General features: G+C 30.9%; 23 protein-coding genes and 1 tRNA gene. 16 read left to right on the forward strand and 8 right to left on the reverse strand.

Annotated features, from left to right (window positions below; translation table 11 throughout):
- Nucleotides 1-147: 147 nt before the first annotated feature.
- Together ABXT64_RS05480 and gltX are read left to right on the forward strand one after the other, a co-directional pair.
- A complete protein-coding gene (locus tag ABXT64_RS05480; protein WP_443634577.1) occupies nt 148-1188 on the forward strand; it encodes an alkane 1-monooxygenase in 1041 nt (346 codons plus the stop codon).
- A 111-nt stretch (nt 1189-1299) separates the two neighbouring features.
- Complete coding sequence (gene gltX, locus ABXT64_RS05485) at nt 1300-2880, forward strand: glutamate--tRNA ligase (protein WP_443634578.1); 1581 nt, start codon at nt 1300-1302, stop codon at nt 2878-2880.
- On the opposite strand, the gene ABXT64_RS05490 is transcribed toward gltX, so the two are convergent.
- The gene (locus ABXT64_RS05490) at nt 2877-3530 is read right to left on the reverse strand and encodes a hypothetical protein (RefSeq protein WP_443634580.1); all 654 of its coding nucleotides are present in this window, start codon (nt 3528-3530) and stop codon (nt 2877-2879) included. The two genes, gltX and ABXT64_RS05490, sit on opposite strands and share 4 nt — an antisense overlap.
- Before the next feature lie 399 nt (nt 3531-3929).
- Between ABXT64_RS05490 and ABXT64_RS05495 the strand changes: the two genes are divergently transcribed.
- Together ABXT64_RS05495 and ABXT64_RS05500 are read left to right on the forward strand one after the other, a co-directional pair.
- Nucleotides 3930-5567, forward strand: a complete 1638-nt coding sequence (locus ABXT64_RS05495) for a sulfatase-like hydrolase/transferase (RefSeq protein ID WP_443634582.1) — start codon at nt 3930-3932, stop codon at nt 5565-5567.
- Nucleotides 5554-6303: a hypothetical protein gene (locus ABXT64_RS05500; protein ID WP_443634584.1), complete on the forward strand. Its 750-nt coding sequence runs from the start codon at nt 5554-5556 to the stop codon at nt 6301-6303. Before ABXT64_RS05495 ends, ABXT64_RS05500 begins: the two co-directional genes overlap by 14 nt.
- Here the strand turns inward: ABXT64_RS05500 and ABXT64_RS05505 are convergent.
- Nucleotides 6300-8306, reverse strand: coding sequence for a glutamine--tRNA ligase/YqeY domain fusion protein (locus tag ABXT64_RS05505; RefSeq protein WP_443634585.1), 2007 nt, complete (start codon nt 8304-8306; stop codon nt 6300-6302). The genes ABXT64_RS05500 and ABXT64_RS05505 overlap by 4 nt on opposite strands.
- Before the next feature lie 84 nt (nt 8307-8390).
- Between ABXT64_RS05505 and folB the strand changes: the two genes are divergently transcribed.
- Together folB and ABXT64_RS05515 are read left to right on the forward strand one after the other, a co-directional pair.
- Entirely contained in the window at nt 8391-8747 is a 357-nt protein-coding gene (gene folB / locus ABXT64_RS05510; RefSeq protein WP_443634587.1) for a dihydroneopterin aldolase, read from the forward strand.
- Between the two features lie 84 nt (nt 8748-8831).
- Nucleotides 8832-8902: transfer RNA gene (locus ABXT64_RS05515), tRNA-Cys, on the forward strand.
- Between the two features lie 33 nt (nt 8903-8935).
- On the opposite strand, the gene ABXT64_RS05520 is transcribed toward ABXT64_RS05515, so the two are convergent.
- The 3 genes from ABXT64_RS05520 to rnr form a co-directional block, all read right to left on the reverse strand.
- Complete coding sequence (locus ABXT64_RS05520) at nt 8936-9634, reverse strand: LysE family translocator (RefSeq protein ID WP_443634589.1); 699 nt, start codon at nt 9632-9634, stop codon at nt 8936-8938.
- 82 nt (nt 9635-9716) lie between these two features.
- Nucleotides 9717-10391: a head GIN domain-containing protein gene (locus ABXT64_RS05525; RefSeq protein ID WP_443634591.1), complete on the reverse strand. Its 675-nt coding sequence runs from the start codon at nt 10389-10391 to the stop codon at nt 9717-9719.
- Between the two features lie 53 nt (nt 10392-10444).
- Nucleotides 10445-12661 (reverse strand): ribonuclease R, encoded by a 2217-nt coding sequence (rnr, locus tag ABXT64_RS05530; protein ID WP_443634593.1) that lies wholly within the window; start codon nt 12659-12661, stop codon nt 10445-10447.
- Between the two features lie 91 nt (nt 12662-12752).
- Between rnr and ABXT64_RS05535 the strand changes: the two genes are divergently transcribed.
- From ABXT64_RS05535 to ABXT64_RS05555, 5 genes are all read left to right on the forward strand, one after another.
- Nucleotides 12753-12992 (forward strand): DUF2007 domain-containing protein, encoded by a 240-nt coding sequence (locus tag ABXT64_RS05535; protein ID WP_443634595.1) that lies wholly within the window; start codon nt 12753-12755, stop codon nt 12990-12992.
- A gap of 499 nt (nt 12993-13491) precedes the next feature.
- A complete protein-coding gene (gene rpiB, locus ABXT64_RS05540) occupies nt 13492-13923 on the forward strand; it encodes a ribose 5-phosphate isomerase B (RefSeq protein WP_443634597.1) in 432 nt (143 codons plus the stop codon).
- A 4-nt stretch (nt 13924-13927) separates the two neighbouring features.
- Nucleotides 13928-14845, forward strand: coding sequence for a cation diffusion facilitator family transporter (locus ABXT64_RS05545; RefSeq protein WP_443634599.1), 918 nt, complete (start codon nt 13928-13930; stop codon nt 14843-14845).
- Nucleotides 14846-14938: 93 nt separating this feature from the next.
- Nucleotides 14939-15379: a GNAT family N-acetyltransferase gene (locus tag ABXT64_RS05550; protein ID WP_443634600.1), complete on the forward strand. Its 441-nt coding sequence runs from the start codon at nt 14939-14941 to the stop codon at nt 15377-15379.
- Nucleotides 15380-15595: 216 nt separating this feature from the next.
- Nucleotides 15596-15931, forward strand: coding sequence for a single-stranded DNA-binding protein (locus ABXT64_RS05555; protein ID WP_443634602.1), 336 nt, complete (start codon nt 15596-15598; stop codon nt 15929-15931).
- A gap of 48 nt (nt 15932-15979) precedes the next feature.
- Here ABXT64_RS05555 and ABXT64_RS05560 read toward each other — a convergent pair whose 3' ends face one another.
- The 3 genes from ABXT64_RS05560 to ABXT64_RS05570 are packed head-to-tail and all read right to left on the reverse strand — an operon-like array spanning nt 15980 to nt 17575.
- Complete coding sequence (locus tag ABXT64_RS05560) at nt 15980-16618, reverse strand: hypothetical protein (protein WP_443634603.1); 639 nt, start codon at nt 16616-16618, stop codon at nt 15980-15982.
- Between the two features lie 9 nt (nt 16619-16627).
- Nucleotides 16628-17347, reverse strand: a complete 720-nt coding sequence (locus ABXT64_RS05565) for a HupE/UreJ family protein (RefSeq protein WP_443634605.1) — start codon at nt 17345-17347, stop codon at nt 16628-16630.
- Nucleotides 17348-17374: 27 nt separating this feature from the next.
- Nucleotides 17375-17575 carry a hypothetical protein gene (locus ABXT64_RS05570; protein WP_443634607.1) on the reverse strand — a complete coding sequence of 67 codons (201 nt, stop codon included), beginning with the start codon at nt 17573-17575 and terminating at the stop codon, nt 17375-17377.
- A 481-nt stretch (nt 17576-18056) separates the two neighbouring features.
- On the opposite strand from ABXT64_RS05570, the gene ABXT64_RS05575 reads away from it, so the two are divergent.
- The 5 genes from ABXT64_RS05575 to ABXT64_RS05595 all read left to right on the forward strand — a co-directional run bounded on the left by ABXT64_RS05575 (nt 18057) and on the right by ABXT64_RS05595 (nt 24820).
- Nucleotides 18057-19292, forward strand: a complete 1236-nt coding sequence (locus tag ABXT64_RS05575; RefSeq protein WP_443634608.1) for a DUF4856 domain-containing protein — start codon at nt 18057-18059, stop codon at nt 19290-19292.
- Nucleotides 19293-19393: 101 nt separating this feature from the next.
- Nucleotides 19394-20500: an imelysin family protein gene (locus ABXT64_RS05580; protein ID WP_443634610.1), complete on the forward strand. Its 1107-nt coding sequence runs from the start codon at nt 19394-19396 to the stop codon at nt 20498-20500.
- Between the two features lie 2 nt (nt 20501-20502).
- Complete coding sequence (locus ABXT64_RS05585; protein ID WP_443634612.1) at nt 20503-20979, forward strand: heme-binding domain-containing protein; 477 nt, start codon at nt 20503-20505, stop codon at nt 20977-20979.
- 66 nt (nt 20980-21045) lie between these two features.
- Nucleotides 21046-22410 (forward strand): HTTM domain-containing protein, encoded by a 1365-nt coding sequence (locus ABXT64_RS05590; protein ID WP_443634613.1) that lies wholly within the window; start codon nt 21046-21048, stop codon nt 22408-22410.
- Complete coding sequence (locus ABXT64_RS05595; RefSeq protein WP_443634614.1) at nt 22391-24820, forward strand: TonB-dependent receptor domain-containing protein; 2430 nt, start codon at nt 22391-22393, stop codon at nt 24818-24820. Before ABXT64_RS05590 ends, ABXT64_RS05595 begins: the two co-directional genes overlap by 20 nt.
- Nucleotides 24821-24830: the final 10 nt, after the last annotated feature.

Raw genomic sequence — 24830 nt, forward strand, 5'->3', positions numbered from 1 at the left:
TTTTGCTGGATAATATTAAAGCTACTCATTTCATTCTCGCGAAAGCGGGAATCTCTACCAGCTTTACACATTTTAATAATTAAGATTCCTGTTTATACAGGAATTAACATCTAAAATAGCACAAATATTAGTCCGAAACTTAATTTTATGATAGATTTAAAATACTTGGTGGCGTATTCAATTCCTGTATCAGCAATTATCGGATTAAGCCTACAGGGATATTGGAGTTTTTTTACTCCTATTTTTGCCTTTGTACTAATCCCTATTCTTGAAATATTATTGCCACTTCAGAATAAAAATAATTCAGAAAAAGAAAGAGATCTAAAGTCTAAAAGCTTCTTTTTTGATGTATTGTTATTATTAAACATTCCTTTTGTTTACGGTATTTTAGGGTGGTTTTTATGGAGTTTACAGTTTAATAATTATACCGCAACAGAATTAATTGGTCTTATCTTTTCCGTAGGGATTGTACTTGGGTCTAACGGAATTAATGTCGCACATGAATTAGGTCATAGAAAAAGTACTTGGCAAAAAATGGCTGGTAAGTTTTTACTCCTACCCTCTTTATATATGCATTTTTATATAGAACATAATTTTGGTCATCATTTAAATGCGGCTACAAAAGAAGACCCCGCAAGTGCGAAATACAATCAAACCGTATATTCTTTTTGGTGTACTTCTATTAGTAGGCAATATTTTAGTGCTTGGAAAATTCAAGGAAATCTTTTAAAATCAAGAGAATCCCGATTTCTCGGGATTTACAACGATATGCTTTGGTATGTGATTTTTCAATCTTTGTATTTAGGCGCTATTTATTACTTTTTAAGTCTTCAAATTATGTTGTTCGCTATTCTAATTGCTGTTATTGGCATCGTTTTATTAGAATCTATAAATTATATCGAACATTATGGATTGCGACGAAATAAAATCAAAAGCGGCCGTTACGAAAGAGTTGCTGAAATACATTCGTGGAATTCTAACCACATTTTAGGGCGTATTATGTTGTATGAATTAACACGACATAGCGACCACCATTATAAATCACATAAAAAATATCAATTGTTGGATTGCCATGAAACCAGTCCGCAAATGCCTTATGGCTATCCAACATCGCTGGTTTTAGCTTTAGTTCCTCCCTTATGGTTTTCGATTATGAATAAAAGAATTCCTGCTGAAATGAAGGGTTAGGTTTGTATCTTTGCAGCCTTTAATTATGTTTCACCTTTTAAACAGTTTTCTCTCTTAACGCAGATAGCTACGTTTAAAATAAAAAGATTCCCACTTTCGTGGGATATATATATGAGTCAGAAAGTACGTGTTCGATTTGCTCCTAGCCCAACAGGACCTCTACATATTGGTGGTGTTAGAACTGCATTATTTAATTATTTATTTGCTAAAAAAAACGGTGGTGACTTTATACTTAGAATAGAAGATACCGATCAAAATCGATATGTGCCAGGTGCAGAAGAATATATAGTTGAAGCAATGAACTGGCTAAATATTCCTTTTGACGAAGGCCCAGAAAACCCTGGAGGTTTTGGTCCATATCGTCAAAGTGAACGCAAGCATATGTATAAACAATATGCTGATCAATTGATTGAAAAAGGCGATGCTTATTATGCTTTTGATACTTCAGATGAATTAAATGCGCACAGAAAAGACGATGAAGCAAATGGTAAAACATTTATCTATAATTGGCATAATAGAGAAAAATTAAACAATTCTATTTCTTTGTCTCAAGAAGAAGTGGAAACTAAGATTAAAAACGGAGACGATTATGTGATCCGCTTTAAAATGCTTGACCTAAAGAACGAAGGTCCTGAGGGAACAATTTCAACTACAGATATAATAAGAGGTCATGTATCGTTTAAAAAAGAATTATTAGACGATAAGGTATTGTTTAAGAGTGATGGAATGCCAACGTATCATTTAGCAAATATTGTTGACGATCATTTTATGAAAATCACTCACGTAATTCGTGGGGAAGAATGGTTGCCTTCAGTTCCATTACATATTGCTTTATACCAAGCATTAGGCTGGGAATCTCCGGAATTTGCACATCTTCCTTTAATTATGAAACCCGTCGGGAAAGGAAAACTAAGCAAAAGAGATGGCGATAAAATGGGCTTCCCTGTGTTTCCATTAGCCTGGAAAACAGCTGAAGGAGATATATTTTCAGGCTATAGAGAAGATGGCTATTTACCTGAATCAGTGATTAACTTTTTAGCTTTATTGGGCTGGAACCCTGGAACTGAACAAGAGTTTTTTAGTCTTGAAGAATTAGTTGCAACATTCGATTTAGACAGGGTAAATAAGTCGGGAGCACGTTTTGATCCTGAAAAAACAAAATGGTTTCAACATCATTACCTACAAGAAATGAGTGAAGATGATTTAACAAATCAGTTTGCTGTGTTTCTACAAAATCGATTTTCTGTCATTCAGAACGATAGTGATGAATCTATTAAGATTTCTCGTTTCACTCGAAATGACAATCAAATCTTAAAAACCATTGTTTCTTCCCTAAAAGAGCGCGCTACATTTGTAAGTGATCTTTGGGAACAAGGAAGTTTCTTTTTTGAAACACCTAATAGTTATGATGAGAAAGCTTCAAAAAAGGCTTTTAAAGAAGATACACCGCAAATACTTCAGTCTGTTCTTGAAATATTAGAAGAGCTAGAAGATTATTCGTCAGCTAGTCTTTCAGAAAAAATAAAAGGATGGATTACTTCTCAAGAAATTAGTTTTGGGAAAGTAATGATGCCATTAAGATTAGCGCTTGTGGGAGAAATGAAAGGTCCAGATGTGTTTGATATTGCTTTTCTTTTAGGGAAAAAAGAAACAATTAAAAGAGTAAAAAATGCAATTGTATTTTTATCTTAAAAATAGAAAACAACCATAAGAACAATACTAGAACTGTGCCCTTCAAAATCGGTGTTTTCTAGTTCTTTATCGTTTAATTTATTTAGCATGTTGGTTACTCCGTATTGATACATTGCAGACAGCCTAAAGTTTTCTATCCCCGCTGAAACTCCTCCAGTAACATGAAAGTTTATTTTAGAAATATCCTGTATTTCATCTGCCCTTAAGGCGTTATATCCATCTATAATATAGTCATCTAAACCATTTCTCTTTAGTTTCATTTTACCATTTACATTTAAAATCGGTCCAAATTCAAGACTTAAATGATGCTTAATAATATTATAACTAGCTAAAAAATTAATTTGAGCGGCTTGCAATGAGTAATCAATAAATTGTGTGTTTCCGTCTTTAGCGCCTTTAATACCAATGTTATTACTCACAAAATTAATTCCGAAGATTAAATCGAAATTATTATAAAATGAACCGCGCGTGGTAAATCCACCCATTGCTCCACTTTCTTGAGAGGTTACAAAGTCTGAAGTTGATATATCGAATAAAGTGATCCCACCATTTAGACCTAATCTATTATAACTATCAAAGTTTCTTTGCGAAAAAGATTGTTGAAATATTAGTAGTGAAAAAGCAACAAATAAAATGTTTTTAATACTCATAGGGTCTTTCTTTAATGGGCGCAAAAATAACTTTATTTTTGTGTCTTCAAATGTTTAACCCTTTAAACTTTAGTGTCATGGGTTAATTTTTTTCTGTGGTTCCGGTTATAATTATTGCAAAACAACAAACTTTAACTATTTTAGAACGTTTTGGTGCGTTTTTAACTATCTGTAATTATAGCGTAGGTTTTAAAATTACCGTATTTAATAGAATTGCCAGGAGCTATATGCTAAATAGTATGATTACTTGTTTTTAGTGGGGAATCAAATAAGGGAGGAGAGGAAAATTAAACAGAACAAAAGGAATTATAAATAAAATGAAAGATTGAGGTTCTTAATTTGATTTAATTGTTTCATATTTTAATTAGTATTTTTGATGATTAAGAATACTATTTAATAATGATGTTAAATCTCAAAAAAATACATTTAAAATCTATTTTTACAATAGGTTTATTTGTGTTTTACCCTTTTTTGGTTTTATTTATTTTTGGTTGGTTTGTAATTCCATATGCAAAAGAATACTTGAAAGAAATTATTGCTTTTGGGTTATTATCGCTTGTCTTTTTTAATTGCATATTAATTATTCCAAAAGTAAAAATTCGAAAATGGTTATTGCTTCTATTTACTATTGTACTTTCTGTATTAATATTTATAAAAATAAGTTTTTATCATCATTATGGAGTAAAAATAAGTGCTTCAGCATTGTTTGTTATTTTTGAAACTAATGCAGTAGAAGCTACCGATTTCTTATCAAACTATGTTAACTATTTCACTATAGTTCTATTGTTGTTATTATTAAATCCTTACCTACTTTATTTTGTAAAGTCAATACGTGTTTTTTTTCAGAAAAGCTTACAAGAAAACTTAAGCTTTAGTATTTTAAAAATAGTCGCTTTATTGCTTATACCTATAAGTTTATATCTAATTCACTTAAAATTTCAAGATAAAAATATAGTGCTAACAAGTTATTATACTTATGAAGATTTTTTAAGCACTAAAAAGCTATTAAAAAAAAACATAGCTCAAAAACATAGCAAAATAATTAAAGTAGATTCTTTTAATAAAAGCCCTCAAATACATGTAGTAATTATTGGGGAATCTACATCTAAATGGCACATGCAATTATATGGGTATTCTAGAGAAACTAACCCTTTATTGACCGAGATTGAAGACGAATTAATAGTGTTTAAAGATGTAATAACGCCGCATGTACATACTATTAATGCTTTAGAAAAAATCCTTACCCTTTCAAATTTTAACGATCCAAATAAAAAAGAAAACGCCTCCGTTGTTCAACTTTCAAATCAAGCTGGATATACAACGTATTGGTTATCGAATCAAAGACCAGTTGGTTTACATGAAAGTACTGCATCATTAATTAGTGGTGGGGCTGATTTTAAATATTTTTTATCTTCTAATGATTATATGTTTAATATATATGATGAAAATATATTACCAAAGCTTGATGATATTATTTTAGAAAAAAAAGAAAAAAAAATAATTTTTATTCATTTAATAGGTACTCATTCTGGTTATGATAACAGATATCCTGAGAGCTATTCGTATTTTAATGGAGTACGAGAAAATCAAAAATTTACGCATGAAAAAGCCATTTCATTAACAAATGAATATGATAACTCTGTGCGTTATAATGATTTTATTGTGAGAGAGATAATTGAGAAAATAAGAAAAACCAACACGAATAGTTACGTAATGTATTTTTCAGACCATGGGGATGATATCTTTGATGTATACAATGATATTGCGGGGCATAATGAATACCACGGAACATCTCCAATGTATGAAATACCATTTATTGTTTGGGCTTCTGAATCATATAAAAATAATCATCCAAAGTTTGAGTTTTTAAAGAAAAATCGTTTTAAAAAATATAACCTTGAACATTTTATACATAGTTTTTCTGAAATAAGTGATATTAAATTTAATCTCTTTCAGCCAACAAATAGTATCTTTAATTCACACTTTAAAGAAACGAAACGAATCATAAAAAATGGAGAGGATTATGATGCTCGGTAAACTTAAAAAACGCTTTTTATTCGGACTGATATTTTGTTTTATAAGCCCTTTTGTTTATCAGTATAGCCCATATAAAATTGAGTTTTTAGGACATTATGATAAAGTATTTGCACATAGAGTAAATAGTACTGAGAAACTTCAATCAGCATTGCATTATTTTGACGGAATTGAACTAGATCTAGTATACCATAAAAATAAAAATTTGCTTGATGTAAACCATCCTCCAACGAACTCAATACATTTAAATTTTAGGAGTTATTTTGAAGAAATACCGAAATCAAAAACTCCATTTATTTGGCTAGATATAAAAAACCTAACGCAAGAAAATTCACAAGAAATTTTAGCACTATTACTTTCTATTTTTAAAGAGCGTTCTTATCCGATGAACAAAGTTTTAATCGAATCTAAAGATCCAACATCTCTTCCCATATTTAAGGAAAGTGGCTTTTTAATAAGTTATTATTTGCCGTATCGCCTTTCTACAAAACAAGATTCAATTATTCAATCTGAAGTAATAAGTATTAAAAAAGTATTAAAGCAATATCCAAACATGGGAATATCTGCTAGCTATGAAGATTATTCTTTACTAAACAAACACTTTAAAAAACAAGATAAATACCTTTGGGTTATCACTTCTTTTATGGATCGAAGTATTTCTGAGATACGAACCATTTTAAAAGATGAATCTGTAAAAATAGTCCTTAGTAAATTTAAATCATTTAATGGGAATCGTTAAATATTTCTAGCCTCTTCTACCAGTAATTCATTTTTATCCTCTAAAGCTTTAGAGATGAAATCATTCACCTCTTCGTTTCTTTCTTGTCCGTTTTTAAGCAATACACTTAAGGTTATCATAGCCGCAATACGTGTTCCAGCTTTTTTAACAGCGGTTGCAAATAAAGGTTGAAGTTCATCATAAACCACCTGTTTGGCTAGCTCTTGAATGTCTTCTTTTACTTTTAACTGCTTTTCTTCTGGTAGATTCGTGTATTTTTTTCCTAATTGCTGAATAACACTAATCGCTTTACGTTTTGCTTGTGGTTGCGGTTGTGATCTCTGTTGATTAGATTGCGGTTGTGGTTTTTGTTTGGCCCAAGAATCTTTTAACCCAACTGTTTTATTGAATACTAATTTTTCAGAAGTACTGTCTTTATCTACGTTAAAATAACCTAATCGTTGAAACTGAAAGTTATCTCCTGGTTGTACTGTAGCTAAACTAGGTTCAACAAAGGCTTCAGAAACATGTAGGGAATTTGGGTTAACAAACTCCATAAAACCCTTCTCTTTATTATTATCTGGCGCTTCATTATTAAACAAACGATCATACACTCTTACTTCAGCTGTAATTGCATGTTGAATAGAAACCCAATGCAAGGTTCCTTTTACTCGGATTGTGGTGTCCTCGCTGTAGGTACAATGCACTTCTGTAATAGTGCCATTCGCATCTTTTACAACGCTTACAGCTTTAATAATATATGCGTTTTTAAGGCGGACTTCGCCTCCTAATTTCAGTCTAAAAAACTTAGAACCTGCCTCTTCTTTAAAATCGTCTTTTTCAATATAAAGTTCACGAGAAAATGGCACTTTTCTATGTCCGGCAGAAGCATCCTCTTGATTGTTTTCAGCTTCTAGCCACTCCTCTTTACCTTCAGGGTAATTTGTAATAACTAATTTTATAGGGTCTAAAACTGCCATCACTCGATCTGCCGTTTTATTTAAATCTTCCCGGATACAAAATTCTAATAAAGAAACATCGATCACGTTTTCACGTTTTGCTACACCGACAGTTTCTATAAACTTTTTTATTGCAGTTGGAGTGTATCCTCTTCTTCGTAGTCCCGAAATAGTTGGCATGCGAGGATCGTCCCATCCTTTTACAATTCCATTTTCAACCAATTGAAGCAATTTACGTTTGCTCATAATGGTATAGCTTAGGTTTAATCGAGCAAATTCTGTTTGATTTGGAATGTTAGGAAACTTATTTGAACTATGCTGATACACCTCGTCTCTAAACCAATTATAAAGCTTTCTGTGGGGTTTAAACTCTAAAGAGCACAATGAGTGTGAAATTTGTTCAATGTAATCACTTTCACCATGTGTCCAGTCGTACATAGGGTAAATGCACCAATCATTTCCTGTTCTATGGTGTGATTTCTTTAAAACACGATACATTAATGGATCCCGCATTAACATATTTGGGTCCTCCATATCTATTTTAGCACGCAACACATGAGTTCCTTCGTCAAATTCACCGTTTTTCATTTGGGTAAAAAGAGCTAAATTTTCCTCAATAGATCTGTTACGATATGGACTATTTGTTCCTACTTGCGTTGGAGTTCCTTTTTGTGCTCTCATATCCTCACTTGATTGTGAGTCTATATATGCTTTTCCTTCTTTTATTAAAATAACCGCCCAATCATATAATTGTTGGAAATAATCTGAAGAATATAATTCTTTATCCCAAGTATAACCCAACCAAGTAATGTCTCTTTTAATAGCGTCTACATATTCTTGTTCTTCTTTAGCTGGATTCGTATCATCAAACCTTAAGTTGACTGGAGCTTTGTATTTTTCACCTAAACCAAAACTAATGCCAATCGCTTTAGTATGACCAATATGTAAATATCCATTCGGTTCTGGTGGAAAACGAAAACGTAATTGATCTTTAGCCATTCCATTAGCTAAATCTTCTTCAATAATATGCTCTATAAAGTTAAGCGACTCTCTTGTTTCTGACATTTTTTATTCTGAATAAAAAAACTTAAATATTTAACTTCCCGTATCATTTTCGAGATTAAAAGTATCTTTGCAAAAATAGTTGAAATGAGTACAATACGTTTAAAAAATATAAAAATATATGCCTTTCATGGATGTATGATTGAAGAAGGGCAGATTGGATCAGATTATTTAGTGAATATTTCTGTAAAAGCAAATCTAAATAAAGCTGCTGAAACAGATGAATTACATGATACCGTTGATTATGTACATATTCAAAAAATAGTAAAAAATGAAATGGCAATTCGCTCTAAGTTATTAGAACACGTGGGTCAACGAATTATATCTACTGTATTTCAAGAAATTAGAATGGTTGATGAGGTAACAGTTACTGTTTCAAAAGTAAACCCTCCGATTGGTGGTGATGTAGCTGAAGTTAGTGTAACTATGAGCGCCAAAAGATAATTACCAATTAATTTGATTAAATTCGAGTTTATCTTTTATATTTGCCATCTGTAAAATATGTTCCTGTTTTCATAGGAATTTTATGGCGTCGTGGCCGAGTGGCTAGGCCGGGCTCTGCAAAAGCTCTTACAGCGGTTCGAATCCGCTCGACGCCTCAAGAAACCCTTCAGAATATCTGAGGGGTTTTTTTATACATTCAAATTTATTTCTTGTAGTTGTTCGGTTCCAGGGATTTTTTTTATCCCTTTTTGGATTCTATCTGGGAAAATTCCTTGAAGTAATAATAATATACCAAAACCAATAATTAAAATACTAACCCATTTTTTGGTTTTAATAATAAATCGTGGTGTTAAATTACTTTTCAATCTTTTAGCGAGAAATATTTTTAATAAATCAGTTAAAAATAAGGTGATCATTACGGTAGATATAAACAAAAGAACTCCGTTTTTATGGGTTGTAACTGCTTGTGCTATTATTATTGTTGCAATCCAACCCGCTAATACACCAAAGTTCACAAAGTTTAATAAAAACCCTTTAAGGAAAAGCCCTCCATGATTTTTCTTGGTTTGAACCGAATAGTGTTCTCTAACTATTTTAATAAAGGATTTAGAAGTACGTATGTATGAAATTACACCAAATGCAATTAACACTACACCTCCAAAAATAAGTAATCCAGGATCGTCTTTTACTTTATCAAGTATTTGAGAGGTACTATAAAAGGCAATAATTATAAATACAAAATCTGAAAATAAAGCTCCTAAATCGAAAAATATTGCTGCTTTAATTCCTTTTGTAATACTAGTTTCAATAAGTGTAAAAAATACGGGGCCTATTGCAAATGCCAGGAGAAAACCATAAAAAGCTGCGTATAATAAACCATCAAACATAGTTTGGTAAATGTAAACTATTCAGAATAATAGATAAATATTATAATCTCTTTTTTATTTTATTAAAATATAATGGTTGAAATTAATTCATGATTTGAATACTTCCGCCGGCAAACGTCTTTTTATTTACCGTAGAAGGTTCTCCGTAAATATAAATTTCGCCTCCAGCTGTTACGCTAGCATCAACTTTATTTGAAGCATTTATCTCTGCTTCTCCAGCTGCTGTGATTTTTATTTTAGTGTTTTCAGTATTTAATTCTCTTCCTTCAAAAATTCCTCCTGTATTTAACACTATTTCTTGGCTTTTTGATAAGCCTGAAGCTTCTATAATTCCTCCTGTTACTGCTCTTATTTTAGCAAAATTAACATCTAAACCAACGTGTATTTTACCCCCTTCTTGAGCTCTCAGTTCTATCGTGTTTTGTTTAATAAGTTCATTGGAAACTATTACTGATCCTTCGTTTACATCAATAATATCTAAAGATGTATAGTGAACTTCTACAAAGGTTTCGTTTCCATTAAAACGTCTTTCAAGCAACATTCTAATCTTTAATTTCCCTTGATCATTGATTACTTTTACATCATCAACATTTTCACCTTTAACAACTACTTTATTTTCAGAAGACTTTATTAAGTTAACTTCAATTAAATCGAATACCTTAACTACTGAAATATCACCTACTTCTTTAACTAATTCGCTTTGAGCAAAAGTTGATAAAGAAATTAAAACTATTAAAATACTTGCTATGTTTTTCATTTTATACTGTTTCCTATAAAGATTGAAGAATTAATAAAATGTTACAGTTTATATTAATTTTCTATAGCGTTTTTACTTCCTAACATTTCAAAATCTAAATGTTTTCTTACTAAATCAGCATTTTTAACTTTTACATATACCTCATCACCAAGCTGATACATATTTTTTGATCGCTCACCAATAATTGCATATTCTTCTTTATTAAAAACATAATGATCATCACGAATATCCTGTAAGCGTACCATTCCTTCACATTTATTACTTGAAATTTCTACATAGACTCCCCATTCAGTTACACCTGAAATAACCCCTAAAAACTCTTGGTCTTCATGGTCTTTCATAAATTTAACCTGCATGTATTTTATACTCTCTCGTTCTGCTTTAGAAGAAAGGTTTTCCATATCACTACTGTGCCTACATTTTTCTTCAAATTCTTCTTGCTTCGCATTTTTTCCACCGTCTAAATAATATTGTAATAAACGATGAACCATTACATCTGGATACCGTCGAATAGGAGAAGTAAAATGTGTATAGTAATCAAAAGCCAATCCGTAATGACCAATATTATTTGTGGTATATACAGCTTTACTCATGGTTCTAATCGTAAGTGTATCTACTAAATTTTGTTCTTTTTTTCCATGAACGTCTTTTAATAATTTATTTAATGAAGTCGCTGTAGTCTTAGGGTCACGTGTGTCTAATTTATAACCAAATCGTTTGATTATATTTTCTAAGGCTGCTATTTTTTCATCATCTGGTTGGTCATGAACACGATATACAAAAGTTTTTCTTTCATCGCCACTTCGTTGCTTTCCAATAAATTCTGCAACACTTCTATTTGCTAGCAACATAAATTCTTCAATCAGTTTATTAGCATCTTTACTTTCTTTAAAGTAAACTCCAACTGGAGTATTATTTTCATCTAAATTAAATTTTACTTCAACTTTATCAAAAGAAATAGCACCGTGATTCATTCTTTCTTTCCGAAGAATTTTAGCAAGCTCATCTAATTTTAAAATCGCTTTAACTATTTTTTTATCTACTACATATTCTTTTCCTGTAATTGATATTTTAGAAGGAATTGTATGCGCTTCATCTTCCTTATTTTCAATCACATGTTGTGCTTCTTCATATGCAAATCGAGCATCACTATAGGTAACTGTTCTTCCAAACCATTGATCTATTATTTCTGCTTTTTTATTTATTTTAAACACTGAAGAAAAGGTGTATTTTTCTTCATTAGGACGTAATGAACAGGCATTATTTGAAAGTACTTCTGGTAACATAGGTACCACGCGATCCACTAAATAAACTGAAGTTGCTCTTTCGAAAGCTTCATCATCTAATACCGTTCCCGGAATTAAATAATGTGAAACATCTGCAATATGAATTCCAATTTCATAGGTATCATCATCTAATGCTTTAAATGATAAAGCATCATCAAAATCTTTTGCATCTTTTGGATCTATTGTAAAAGTTAAATCCTGACGCATATCACGTCGTTTTTTAATTTCCTCTGGTTGAATACTAGTATCTAAATCGTTCGCATACTTTTCAATTTCAGGTGGAAATTCATAAGGTAAACCGTATTGCGCTAAAATTGAATGAATTTCAGTATTGTGTTCTCCAGGTTTTCCTAATACTTTTATTACTTTTCCGAAGGGAGAATCAGCTTTTTCAGGCCAATCTTCCATTAATACTAATACTTTATCTCCATCATTCGCATTATTAAAATGTTTCTTCGGAATAAAAATATCGGTATACATTTTAAATCCTGCACAATTTACAAAGGCAAAATTTTCTTGAATTTGAATTACTCCAACAAATTCAGTTCGTTTTCTCTGAATTATTTTAGTTATTTCTCCTTCTTTTTTACCTCCTTTATTGCGTTTAAAAATATATACTTCAACTATATCATCTTGTAAGGCGTGATTTAAGTTTTTTGAAGAGACGAAAATATCATCTTCTAATTCTTCAATAACCACGTAACCTTGACCACGACTTGTTAGATCGACTCTTCCTTTATGGTAATGTTGATTAGATACAATGGAAAATTTTCCACGATCTATTTCTTGTATTTTACCTTCTACTTGTAATTTTCTAAGTTTTTTTATAATTAAGTTTCGTCCACTAGCATCAGTTATTCCTAATGCTGCAGCAATTTGTTTATGGTTGTTTGGTTTTGAAGTATCCTTTCTTAAATAGGAAAGGATGGATTGGGTAAGATTATTTGTATTAGTATTTCCCCCGCGTTTATTTCTTTTCGACATTTTATTTTATTATTGGGTGTAAATGTACCAATTATTAACTAATAGAAATATTATATAATTGTTATCTTAGTAGAAACCTAAATAGATTACTATGGAACATTTTAAAACAATCGCTCGATTTACCTATCCTAGTGATTATGCTGTATTAAAGTTAGTTCTTCAGCAAAATGAAATACGTCATGTCTTTTTAAATGAAACAGTAATAAATGTATTACCATTTCATTCAAATGCATTTGGAGGAATTCGACTTCAGGTTCATGAAAATGACGAACAAAAAGCAATTAAAATTATGAAGGATTTAGATTCAACTTCAGACTTAAAAATTGTTTAAATCAGGTTATGAACATCTATTATATAAATATCAGTTTTTAATTAAATTTTAAAATAAATAATGATGGCTATTATAGCATGTTAATAGCTACTATAACTTTATATCTTTTTATTTTGATTTCAACTTATATCTTTTTGTTCTGATTTATTAACATGTTATCATTATATTTTATAACTGATAAATAAGAAGATACCTATTATATTAACAAATTTAAATATAGAAATTAACAATAAATTTTTAATAATATTTTTATTTTTTTTGTTTAATATCTAATACATTTTTATTAATAACTTCTATAAAAATAGAAGGGTTATAATTTTGATACTAACTTTTAAAAAACCTATGGAAAATAAAATATTAATATCCTAAAAAACATCTTCTAAAATTATTAACATTAGTTAACAAGCTTATTAACCACTTTTAATATAACTAACCATATTAATTAAATTTTAAAATAACCTAGTTTGTATAATTAGTATCTTTGTTAAAAATAGAAAACATGAAAATAGCTATAGGTAACGATCACGCTGGACCCGATTATAAATTTGCTATTATTAAATATTTAGAATCACAAAATATCTCAGTTATAAATCATGGGACAGATACCTTAGATAGTGTAGATTATCCAGATTTTGTACATCCTGTTGCTGCAGCTGTTAATGATAATTTAGTAGATGTAGGGATATTAATTTGTGGTAGTGCAAATGGAGTAGCGATGACAGCAAATAAATATAAAAATGTTAGAGCTGGATTGTGTTGGAATAAAGAAATCGTAGATTTAATAAGACGCCACAATAACGCAAATATTTTATGTATCCCCGCTCGTTTTACAGCAATACCTCAAGTGTTAGAAATGGTTAAAGTTTTTTTAGCGACAGAATTTGAAGGAGGTCGTCACCAAACCAGGGTAGATAAAATAAAATGTTCCTAAGATCATGGGTCATTATCATTCACATAAGCACTCACATTCAAATAGTAGTTTAAAGGGTAAAAAATTATTATTTACAATCCTTTTAAATATTTTAATAACTGTTGCTCAAGTAATAGGTGGAATAGTTTCAGGGAGTTTATCTTTACTCTCAGACGCGCTACACAACTTTAGCGATGTTATTTCATTAGTAATAAGTTATATAGCAGATATTTTTTCAAAAAAAAAAGCCTCTTTAAAAAGAACATTTGGTTATAAAAGAGCCGAAATAATGGCTGCTTTTATTAATTCATCAACCTTAATAATTGTAGGTTTTATTTTAATTTTTGAAGCTATTGAACGTTTTTATAATCCACAGGAAATAGAAAGCGAAATAGTTATTTGGTTAGCTTTATTAGCGATTGCAGCGAATGGATTAAGTGTTTTATTGCTTCAGAAAGACTCCAAAGAAAATATGAATATGCGCTCAGCGTATGTTCATTTGTTTTCAGATATGGCCGCTTCGATAGCTGTTTTAATTGGTGGATTATTAATGAAATACTACCAAGTGTTTTGGGTAGATAGTGTATTAACAATTCTAATAGCAATTTATTTATTATTTGTAGGGTACGATTTATTTAAATCTTCTTTTAAAATATTAATGCTGTATACGCCTGATAATATAAACATTAAAAAAGTAAATGAACGTATTAGTCAAATTTCTGAAGTAAAAAATGTGCACCATATTCATACTTGGCAGTTAAATGAATTTGAAGTTCATATGGAAGCTCATATTGATTTTAATAAAAATATATCTTTATCTGAATTCAATGTGATTTTACATGAAATTGAAGAACTTTTATATAATGATTTTGGTATTAATCATGTAAACCTACAACCTGAATATCTTTTAGATGACGTAAAAGATATAGTAGTACAAGACTAAAATTTATGAAACGAGCATACTAAAAGGTTTATCATTTACTAAAAAGATAAATAGCGAACAGCATGTGACCTTTAAAAATAATAATATAGACACATGAACATAACAATTAAAAATTTTTCTGAATTAAATATTTATGAGCTATACGATATCTTACAAATTCGCTCTGAAGTTTTTGTAGTAGAACAAGATTGTGTATACCAAGATATCGATGGAAAAGATCAAAAAGCACTTCATATTATAGGTGAAAAAGAAGGAAAAATAATTGCGTATACCCGTTGTTTTGCACCTGGTGATTATTTTGAAAATGCATCAATCGGTAGGGTAGTGGTAGAAATTTCTCAACGTAAATTTAAATACGGACATGATATTATGAAAGCTTCCATTGAAGCAATAAAAAACAAATATCAAACCAACACAATTAAACTATCCGCACAAGTCTATCTAACTAATTTTTACGAATCTCACGGTTTTAAACAAGTAGGCGAGGGCTATTTAGAAGATGGAATTCCACATATTGCAATGTTGAAAAAATAATTATTGTTTTGTAAACACCTATTTGTTAGTGATATATTTATTTACAAGCGCTTACAAGTAATTATAAACGAAAGTAAGTACGTAACAACCAACTAAAATATTTCTATCACACTAAGTTTGCCCTGTTGAATCGAGTTAACCTATAAACGGCCGATTTAGATTCAGTTCGCTAGATCCTTGAGATGAACTTAAGGACAAATTTAAAATATAGAAATTATGAGTACACTAAGAAACAAAGTTCAATTAATTGGAAATTTAGGAAATGATCCAGAAATCATCACATTAGATTCTGGAAAAAAATTAGCAAAATTTAATATTGCCACCAACGAAACCTATAAAAACGCACAAGGTGAAAAAGTAACCGACACGCAATGGCATAATGTGGTTGCCTGGGGAAAAACAGCTGAGATTATTGAAACCTATATAACCAAAGGAAAAGAAGTTGCTGTAGAAGGAAAACTAACCTCTAGAAGTTATGAAGACAAAGAAGGACAAAAAAAATATATCACCGAAGTAGTGTGTAATGAAATTTTGATGTTAGGGAGTAAATAAAATAATAGTATAGAATTAAAAGGCGAGCATAGGCTCGCCTTTTTTTATCTAAAACAACTCATATTGCCCTTTTAGCCTTAGGGTTACAACAATAGCTTGCTTGCTTTCATTTCTAAAATACCAGCCGTGCTTTCCTTCAAAAGGAGCGGTAAAAGTTCCTGCCATATTGTTGGAATAGGCTAGCGTATAACTTTCATAGAATACATTTTCTGGTGGATTTGCTTGTTTCACTTCTCCATGAAAATCGATATACACAATACCTTGATCAGTGACCCACTCATACTTAACACTTCCATATTTAAGCATCTTAAATTTATATTCAAGCCCTTTTCCAGCCGGGATAGATACACTTAAAGTATCTTCCTTTGGAGAGAACTGTGTTTCTGGTGCTGAATTTTGAGCTTCAATAGGTTTAGGAACACTAGCTGGAGATCCTAATTTTTCAAGTTTTAATTTTTTAAAATTTAGAACAGATGTTTTGGTATCGTCAGTTTCATTGGTGTTGGAGGCTGCTTCGCTTTGGTATAACTTTCCGAATCCAAAAAGGTTCCCTGTTCCTAAGGGATCCATTCCGTATTCGGCAGGAAAAACGGCCGCTAATAGAACTAGAATACCAACTAATAAGGCGATTCCGATAGATTTTAGGAGCTGTTTTTTACCCATAAGGGGCTGTTTGTTTGTGTCCATAATAAGGTGTTAAGACATGAAATATCCGGTTAATTGAAATCCGAGCAGTAGGAATCCTGCTGCCATTAATAGAGTATTGGTGATTTTAGAAAATTTAAGATAGCTATCGTACCTTCTCCAAATGGCGATGAGTAATACTACAAAACCCAAGGCTAAAAACTGACCAATTTCTACTCCCAGATTAAATCCTAATAAATTGATAAAAAGGCCTTCTTTGTCAAACTCAAACTCTTGTAATTTGGTGGCTAAACCAAAACCGTGAAACAACCCAAAAATGAGGACAGCAGCCTTGGTGTTAGGCTGTTTTCCAAAGAACCGTTTAAACCCCCCTAGATTATCAAACCCTTTGTAAACAATCGATAAAGCTATAACTGCATCTATTAAAAAAGCATTTACCTGAATATCGGCCATCACCCCAAGCAAAAGCGTAGCGCTATGTCCAAGGGTAAAATAACTAACATATATAATTACTTCTCGGATTCTAAATAAAAAGAAAATAACTCCTATCAAAAAGAGTAAATGATCGTATCCTGTAATCATATGTTTTGCCCCAACATAGAGAAAAGGACCAAAGGCAACCCCTTTATTTAATGATAAAAAGGTTTGTGTTTGTTCATCAACACCATGTGCATAAACTCCCAAGGAGATTAAACAAAAAAGTAGTATAACCGAACGGTTTATTAGTTTTTTAAGGCTTGTGTTCATCAATATTGAAAATAAAGGCTTCATTCATTATTTTACCCAACGCCTAGAAGTTTAATGAGCGTGTCCGTGTTCTTTTACTTGGCGAATGCTATCGAGACGTCTTTTTTCATCTGTATCGATTTCGGGCTGTTCTTCTACTTTTTCGACTTTAACATCGACATCAGCTTCCTTTTCTGCTTCTTTATGTTCTCTACAAGAAGTCAATAAGCTCATAGATAAGGCGGCTGCAATAATTAGTGTTTTGGTTTTCATAAAAGGATATTTAAAATTGATTATTTTAATGGGATTGCATTAAAAACATTTTCTGAAATTTAGTAGTTCTTTTTCAGAAAAAAGAAAATTTACAAAAGAAATTTAATAATACCAATAATAAAACCTCTATTACAAAAGGAAAAGAAGTAGCTGTTGAAGAAAAGCTAACCTTAAACCTTATAAAGATAAATGAGGATAAAAAAGGTATCTAATAGAAATGATGTAAAAAAAATATTGATTTTAAACCAAAAGAGCAAGTCTTATTAAGGGTTAGGTTACAACAGCTTCCTCTATTTTTTTTACATAACTATGAACTCTTGCTTTTTAGAAGCCTTTAAAACACTATTTAACCGTTTAAAAACCCAGGTAAAACCTAGCTTAAAATTATTATTAAGATTTATTCTAAATAAGCTTGCGAAATTAAAACTTCTATGCTATTTTTGCGCTATTCATAATAAGTCTAAGTAAAAATAAAACAAAAATGAAAAAAATTACATTAAGTCTTGCCACATTTTTATCAATATTCTTTGCAGCATGTTCATCCGATGACGATAATACAGTAAACCCTGTAGGTTCTACAATAACTGCACCAGCAACCTATTCGTTTAATAGGGGTGGAGAAAATACAGTATCCTATGGCGGTCAAACAACAAGAATAGCGATGGCAAGTCAAACAGCCTCTGCTATAAAAGATAATTCAAAAACACAAACTCAACTTGATGCTATGTTTGCACATGTAGAGGGTGCTAATGACTTTGAAGATGTACCTGGATTAGATTTAAATGGTTCTAGTAAAAGTGTAAGAAGTAAAACCGCAGCATCAATTGATTACTTTTCTTCTAACACTACAAGTTCAAATGCACTAAAAGCAGATTTCGATGGTTACCTAGAAGGACAGGTTCAAGATGTATTTCCAAATTGGGAAACTACCGCAAGCTCTGGAAATTCAGGACAACTACAAGAAAATGGCGGTGGATCAACGCGCTATATTAACGCTAAAGGTTTAGAGTATAACCAGGCTTTTGCAAAGGGGCTAATAGGCTCATTAATGACTGATCAAATACTAAACAGTTACTTGAGCTCAGCTGTTTTGGATGAAGGTGATAATAGAGAAAATAATAATAACGATGTTCTTGATGAGGGTAAAGACTATACCACAATGGAGCATAAATGGGATGAAGCTTTTGGTTATTTATATGGGGCAGAAGAAAACCCTCAGGATCTTGTACCGGTTTTAGGGGCAGATGATTTTTTAAATAAATATTTAGCTAAAGTAGAGCTTGATCCAAGTTTTGCAGGCATTGCTACAGATATTTATAATGCTTTCAAATTAGGTAGAGCAGCTATAGTTGGAAAAAATTACACCGTTCGTGATGAGCAAGTAAGTATTTTAAGAGAAAAAATATCTTTGATTATAGCGGTACGATCTGTTTATTACTTACAAGCTGGTAAAACATACTTAAACGAAAATAATCCTGCAAAAGCATTTCATAACCTTTCTGAAGGTTACGGATTTATTTTTAGTTTGCAGTTCACACGTAAACCAAATACGGACTCACCTTACTTTAACAAGTCAGAGGTAGATGGTTTTATAGATCAACTGATGGTAGGAAATGGCTTTTGGGACTCAACATCAGAAACATTAGATCAAATGTCTAATCAAATTGCTACAGAATTTGGGTTTACTGTTGAAGCAGCAGCTGATGATAACAATTAAAGTTTTTTTTAATTAACCAAGAAAGTAGTTGCCATGTATTTTTTTATATGGTAACTACTTACTAATTTTGCAAGCATTCTAAAATATAAAAGAGTACAGATATGTTAAAAAATATTTCACTAGTAATAATAGTACTAATAATAGTAATTTCTTGTAGTAAAAGTGACAACACAAGTGGTTTGGAAAACAGTGATGATTTTAATAGAGAAGCTATGCTTTCAAATATAGCAGATAACATCATCATCCCTTCATACCAAGATTTAAATACAAAATTAGGAGTCTTAGTCTCTACAAAAGATGACTTTATTACTGATCCAAACTCAGAAAAGTTATCAGCCCTAAGGACATCTTGGTTAAACACCTATAAATCTTGGCAATTTGTTGAAATGTTTAATATTGGTAAGGCTGAAGAAATTTCGTATAATTTTCAAATGAATATATACCCTACAAATGATGACGACATAAAAAGCAATATAGCCTCAGGAGATGCAGACCTAGAACATCCAAATAACAATGACGCGGTTGGATTTCCTGCTTTAGATTATATGCTATATGGGATAGAAAACACAGACCTTGCTATAATTGAAAAGTATACAAGTGATCCCGAAAGTGAAAATTACAAAGCATACCTATCGGACCTAGTAACACAAATGAAAAACTTAACTGAAAGTGTTTTGAATGACTGGACATCGTCATATAGAAATATTTTTATTAATAGCACATCCAATACTGCTACTAGTGGATTTAACAAGTTTGTGAACGACTATATTTATTATTATGAAAAAGGTTTGAGAGCTAATAAAATTGGTATCCCTGCTGGAAACTTCTCTTCAACTCCACTGCCAAATAAGGTAGAAGCATTATACAATAAAGAATCTTCTAAAACTTTAGCCTTAGAGGCGCTAAATGCAGTACAAAATTTATTCAATGGTAAGTCCTACAACACTAACTCTCTAGATAGTAGTTTTAGTGATTATTTAATTTATCTAAATAATTCTGATTTAGTTACTTTAATAAACGACAAATTAGATCTAGCACGAGAAAAAATAAACCTTCTTGATGATGATTTCTCTATGCAAATAAATGAAGATAATACAAAAATGACTAATGCTTACGATGCTTTACAAACGGTAGTTGTTTTGTTAAAAGTTGATATGCTCCAAGCCTTTAATATTAGTGTAGATTATGTAGATGCTGATGGTGATTAAACATGAAGAAAACACTAAAATACATATGGTTGTTATTATTAGTTGTGTTATTTGCAATGCAATTTATACGTCCCAATAAAAACAACGGAGGATTAGAAGGAATTACAGCTTTTAAAAATGATACAAAGCCATCTGATAATGTGTTAATTATTTTAAAACAAAATTGTTTTGATTGCCATTCAGATTCAACAAAATATCCTTGGTATGCTGAAATTGCACCGATATCTTATTGGTTAGCAGATCATGTAAAAGAGGGTAAAGGAGATTTTAATATGTCTGCCTGGCAAACGTATTCTATAAAAAAGAAAGATCATAAATTAGAAGAACTAGTTGAAGAATTAGAAGAAGGTGAAATGCCATTAGATTCTTATACGTGGATACACGGGAAACTTTCTAAAGAAGACCAAGAAAGACTCATCCAATGGGCCACTTTAGCTAGAATACAATACCAAGATGAATTAAAAGTATCTTTTAAATGATTGATGTTCATATAAAAATATAAAAGCTAAGGATGCTCATCTAAAAAACAACTTTTTTGTACTGTGATGTTTAATTTAAAAACATATTTAGATAAAAAAAATAATGCGTCACCTCTAATCATTTTTCGGATTGGTTTTGGATTAATGATGCTTTATAGTATTATTAGATTTTGGTCTAAAGGTTGGATTGAAACCGTATATATACTCCCTGAATTTCACTTTACTTATTATGGTTTTGAATGGGTAAAGCCTTTAGGAAACGTAACGTATTTATTGTTTTTTATCTGTGGTTTATCTGCACTCTTTGTTGCTTTAGGATTTAAGTACAGAGTGGCCATAATTACTTTTTTTTTAAGCTTCACTTATATCGAGTTAATGGATAAAACCATGTACTTAAACCATTATTACTTTATAAGTATCTTGAGTTTTCTCTTGATTTTTTTACCTGTAAATGTTTCTTTCTCGATAGATTCATATCTTAATAAAAAATCATATCGTTTAGTTCCAAAATGGTCTATTGATACTATTAAATTATTGGTATCCATCGTTTATGTTTATGCTGGTTTATCTAAAATAAATTCCGACTGGCTATTTAAAGCAATGCCTCTAAAGATATGGCTTCCTTCTAAGTATGATTTACCTTTTATAGGAGAAACATTAATGCAACAAAATTGGTTTCATTATGCCATGAGTTGGTCTGGAATGCTTTATGATTTAGCAATACCTTTTTTATTATTTTATAGAAAGACAAGATGGTTTGCTTTTGGTTTGGTTGTCTTTTTTCATGTTTTTACCGGAGTTTTATTCCCGATTGGCATGTTTCCATATGTTATGATTGTAAGTTCTCTAATCTTTTTTGAAGCTGGATTTCACCAAAAAATTATTTCATTTTTAAAAGGTATAATAAAGCATCTTTTTAAATTAAAGCAAGAAATTGTAGTTAAAGAAATTTATAACTTTAAACATCGAAAAATAACAACTATAGTGCTTTCCTTATTTTTTATTTTCCAATTATTTTTTCCTTTTAGATATGCTTTATATCCAAATGAATTATTTTGGACAGAGGAAGGCTATCGTTTTTCGTGGCGCGTTATGCTTATGGAAAAAATGGGCTATGCTAATTTTAAAATTACAAATAGTAAAACGGGTGATTTCTTTTACGTAGATAACCAAGATTTTTTAACACCTCTACAAGAAAAACAAATGAGCTTTCAACCTGATTTTATTTTAGAATATGCTCACTTTTTAGGAGATCACTTCAAAAGTGAAGGTCATAAAAACATACAAGTATTTGTTGAAAGCTATGTAGCTTTAAATGGTCGTTTGAGTCAACCCTTTATCAAAAATAATATAGATTTGTACCAACAAAAAGAAACGTTGAACCCAAAAAAGTGGATTTTACCATTTAAAGATGAAATTAAAGGATTTTAATATATTAACCGTAATATGTTTATTGTTGTCCATAAATTTAATGGCACAAAATAAAGTCTCAGGGATCGTAAATCTTGCTGGAACAAACTTACCTATTAATAATATTGAAATATTTAGTAAAACATCTGGCATATTAACAGCCACAAATCCTGAAGGCTACTTTGAATTTACAACCTACAAGAAAAAAATGACACTTGTTTTTTTTTCCTATAGCTATAAGGTTGCAGAACAAACGATAACTATTTCTAAAGACACCATCATTAGCCAAACACTAGAAGTACTGGCGGAAGAACTTTCTGAGGTAGAAATAAAGATACGTAAGGCAAAAACTTTTGAATTAAAACGATTAAAAGATGTTGAAGGAACTGCTATTTATGCTGGAAAAAAAACCGAAGTGGTTTTGGTGGATCAGTCCATGGCTAATTTAGCTTCTAATAATGCAAGACAAATTTATAGCCAAGTTGCGGGTTTAAATATTTACCAAAACGATGATGCGGGATTGCAGTTAAATATTGGTGGGCGAGGCCTAGACCCGAACAGAACAGCAAATTTTAATACTCGCCAAAACGGATACGATATTAGCGCAGACGTATTAGGTTATCCGGAAAGCTATTACTCACCTGCTGCAGAATCCTTAAAAGAAATACAAATAATTAGGGGTGCCGCATCTTTACAACACGGGACACAGTTCGGTGGTCTAGTTAACTTTATAATAAAATTGCCAAATCCAAATAAACCTTTTGAGTTTATTACGAGAAATACCCTTGGTAGTAACCGCCTATATACCAATTTTACAAGTATTAGCGGAACAAAGAAAAAATGGAGTTATTATTCATTTTTTAATTATAAAAAGGGAGATGGGTTTAGGTCCAATTCTGAGTTTGAATCAAAAAATGTTTACGCTCACATTGGCTATCAAATTAAAAAAGACACTAAAATTAGCGGAGAAATTACCTATTTGAATTATTTAGCGCAACAAGCTGGCGGATTAAGTGATCAAATGTTTAACGCTAATCCTTTTCAGAGTAATCGAGCGAGAAACTGGTTTCAAGTAGATTGGTTGTTGTATAATTTAAAGTTTGCACATAAGTTCTCAGAGAACACCAACTTTACGTTTAGTGCTTTTGGTTTAAATGCTTCAAGATATGCACTTGGCTTTAGAACTAATAGAGTTGATCAAATAGACCCCTTACAAGAAAGAGATCTTATAAAAGGGGATTTTAATAATTTTGGTTTTGAAGCAAGAATTCTAAATAAATATGAAATTTTTAATAAAAAATCTACAGTTTTATTAGGTTCTAAATATTACAAAGCAGATAATACTGGACAGCAAGGGCCTGGGACTGGAGGGACAGATTCAAACTTTGATTTTCAATTGGAAGACTATCCTAACTACGGAAATCAATCTAACTATACCTATCCAAATATAAACATCGCGGTATTTGGAGAAAATATTTTATATTTAAATGATAAACTATCCATTACTCCTGGATTTCGTTTTGAATATATAAAAACCGAAAGTAACGGTTTTTATAAAAACATAAATACGGATGCAGCGGGAAACGTTATTTTAAACGAAACTATAGATAATAGTGAGGTAAGGGAGCGTTCGTTTGTACTTCTTGGTTTAGGAATAGGTTATAAGCCATCTGCAGCTATAGAAATTTACGGGAATATCTCTCAAAATTATCGATCAGTTACCTTTTCAGATATAAGTATTATCAATCCTGCTTTTTCAATAAGCCCAACCATTAGCGATGAAAAAGGTTTTACTACAGACCTTGGTCTAAGAGGAAACTATAAAAATATAATTTCTTATGATGTTGATGTTTTTGGGTTATTTTATAAAAACAGAATTGGTTTTGTGCAGCAAGCATTTCCTGACGGGAGTGTGAAAACTGTTCGTGGTAATGTCGGCGATGCTGTTATGTATGGTTTGGAATCATTGATTGATTTGAATTTGAATAAATTACTTATTAAAGACAATGATTATAGTTTTAACTATTTTATAAATACATCTATAATAGACTCTAAATACACGGCATCTGAAGAAAATGGTGTAGAAGGAAAAAAAGTTGAATTCGTTCCTAATTTAAATTTTAAAACAGGACTAAAGTTTGGCTACAAAAACTTTTTATCTAATTTTCAATACACGTACTTATCACAACAGTTTACAGATGCTACTAATGCTGTGGAAGGCAACTTAAGTGGTGTGATTGGTGAAATCCCTGCTTATGATGTTTTGGATATTTCACTTTCTTATACCTATAAAAAATTCAAATTAGAAGCAGGTATTAATAATGTTTTAGATAACTATTATTTCACTAGACGTGCTACTGGTTATCCTGGACCTGGAATTATTCCTTCAGCTAATAGAAATTTCTATATGACACTTCAAATGAAGTTTTAAAACGAGACAA

It is taken from the genome of Candidatus Marifrigoribacter sp. Uisw_064, from assembly GCF_047730175.1.
In the GTDB taxonomy this organism is placed as follows: domain Bacteria; phylum Bacteroidota; class Bacteroidia; order Flavobacteriales; family Flavobacteriaceae; genus Marifrigoribacter.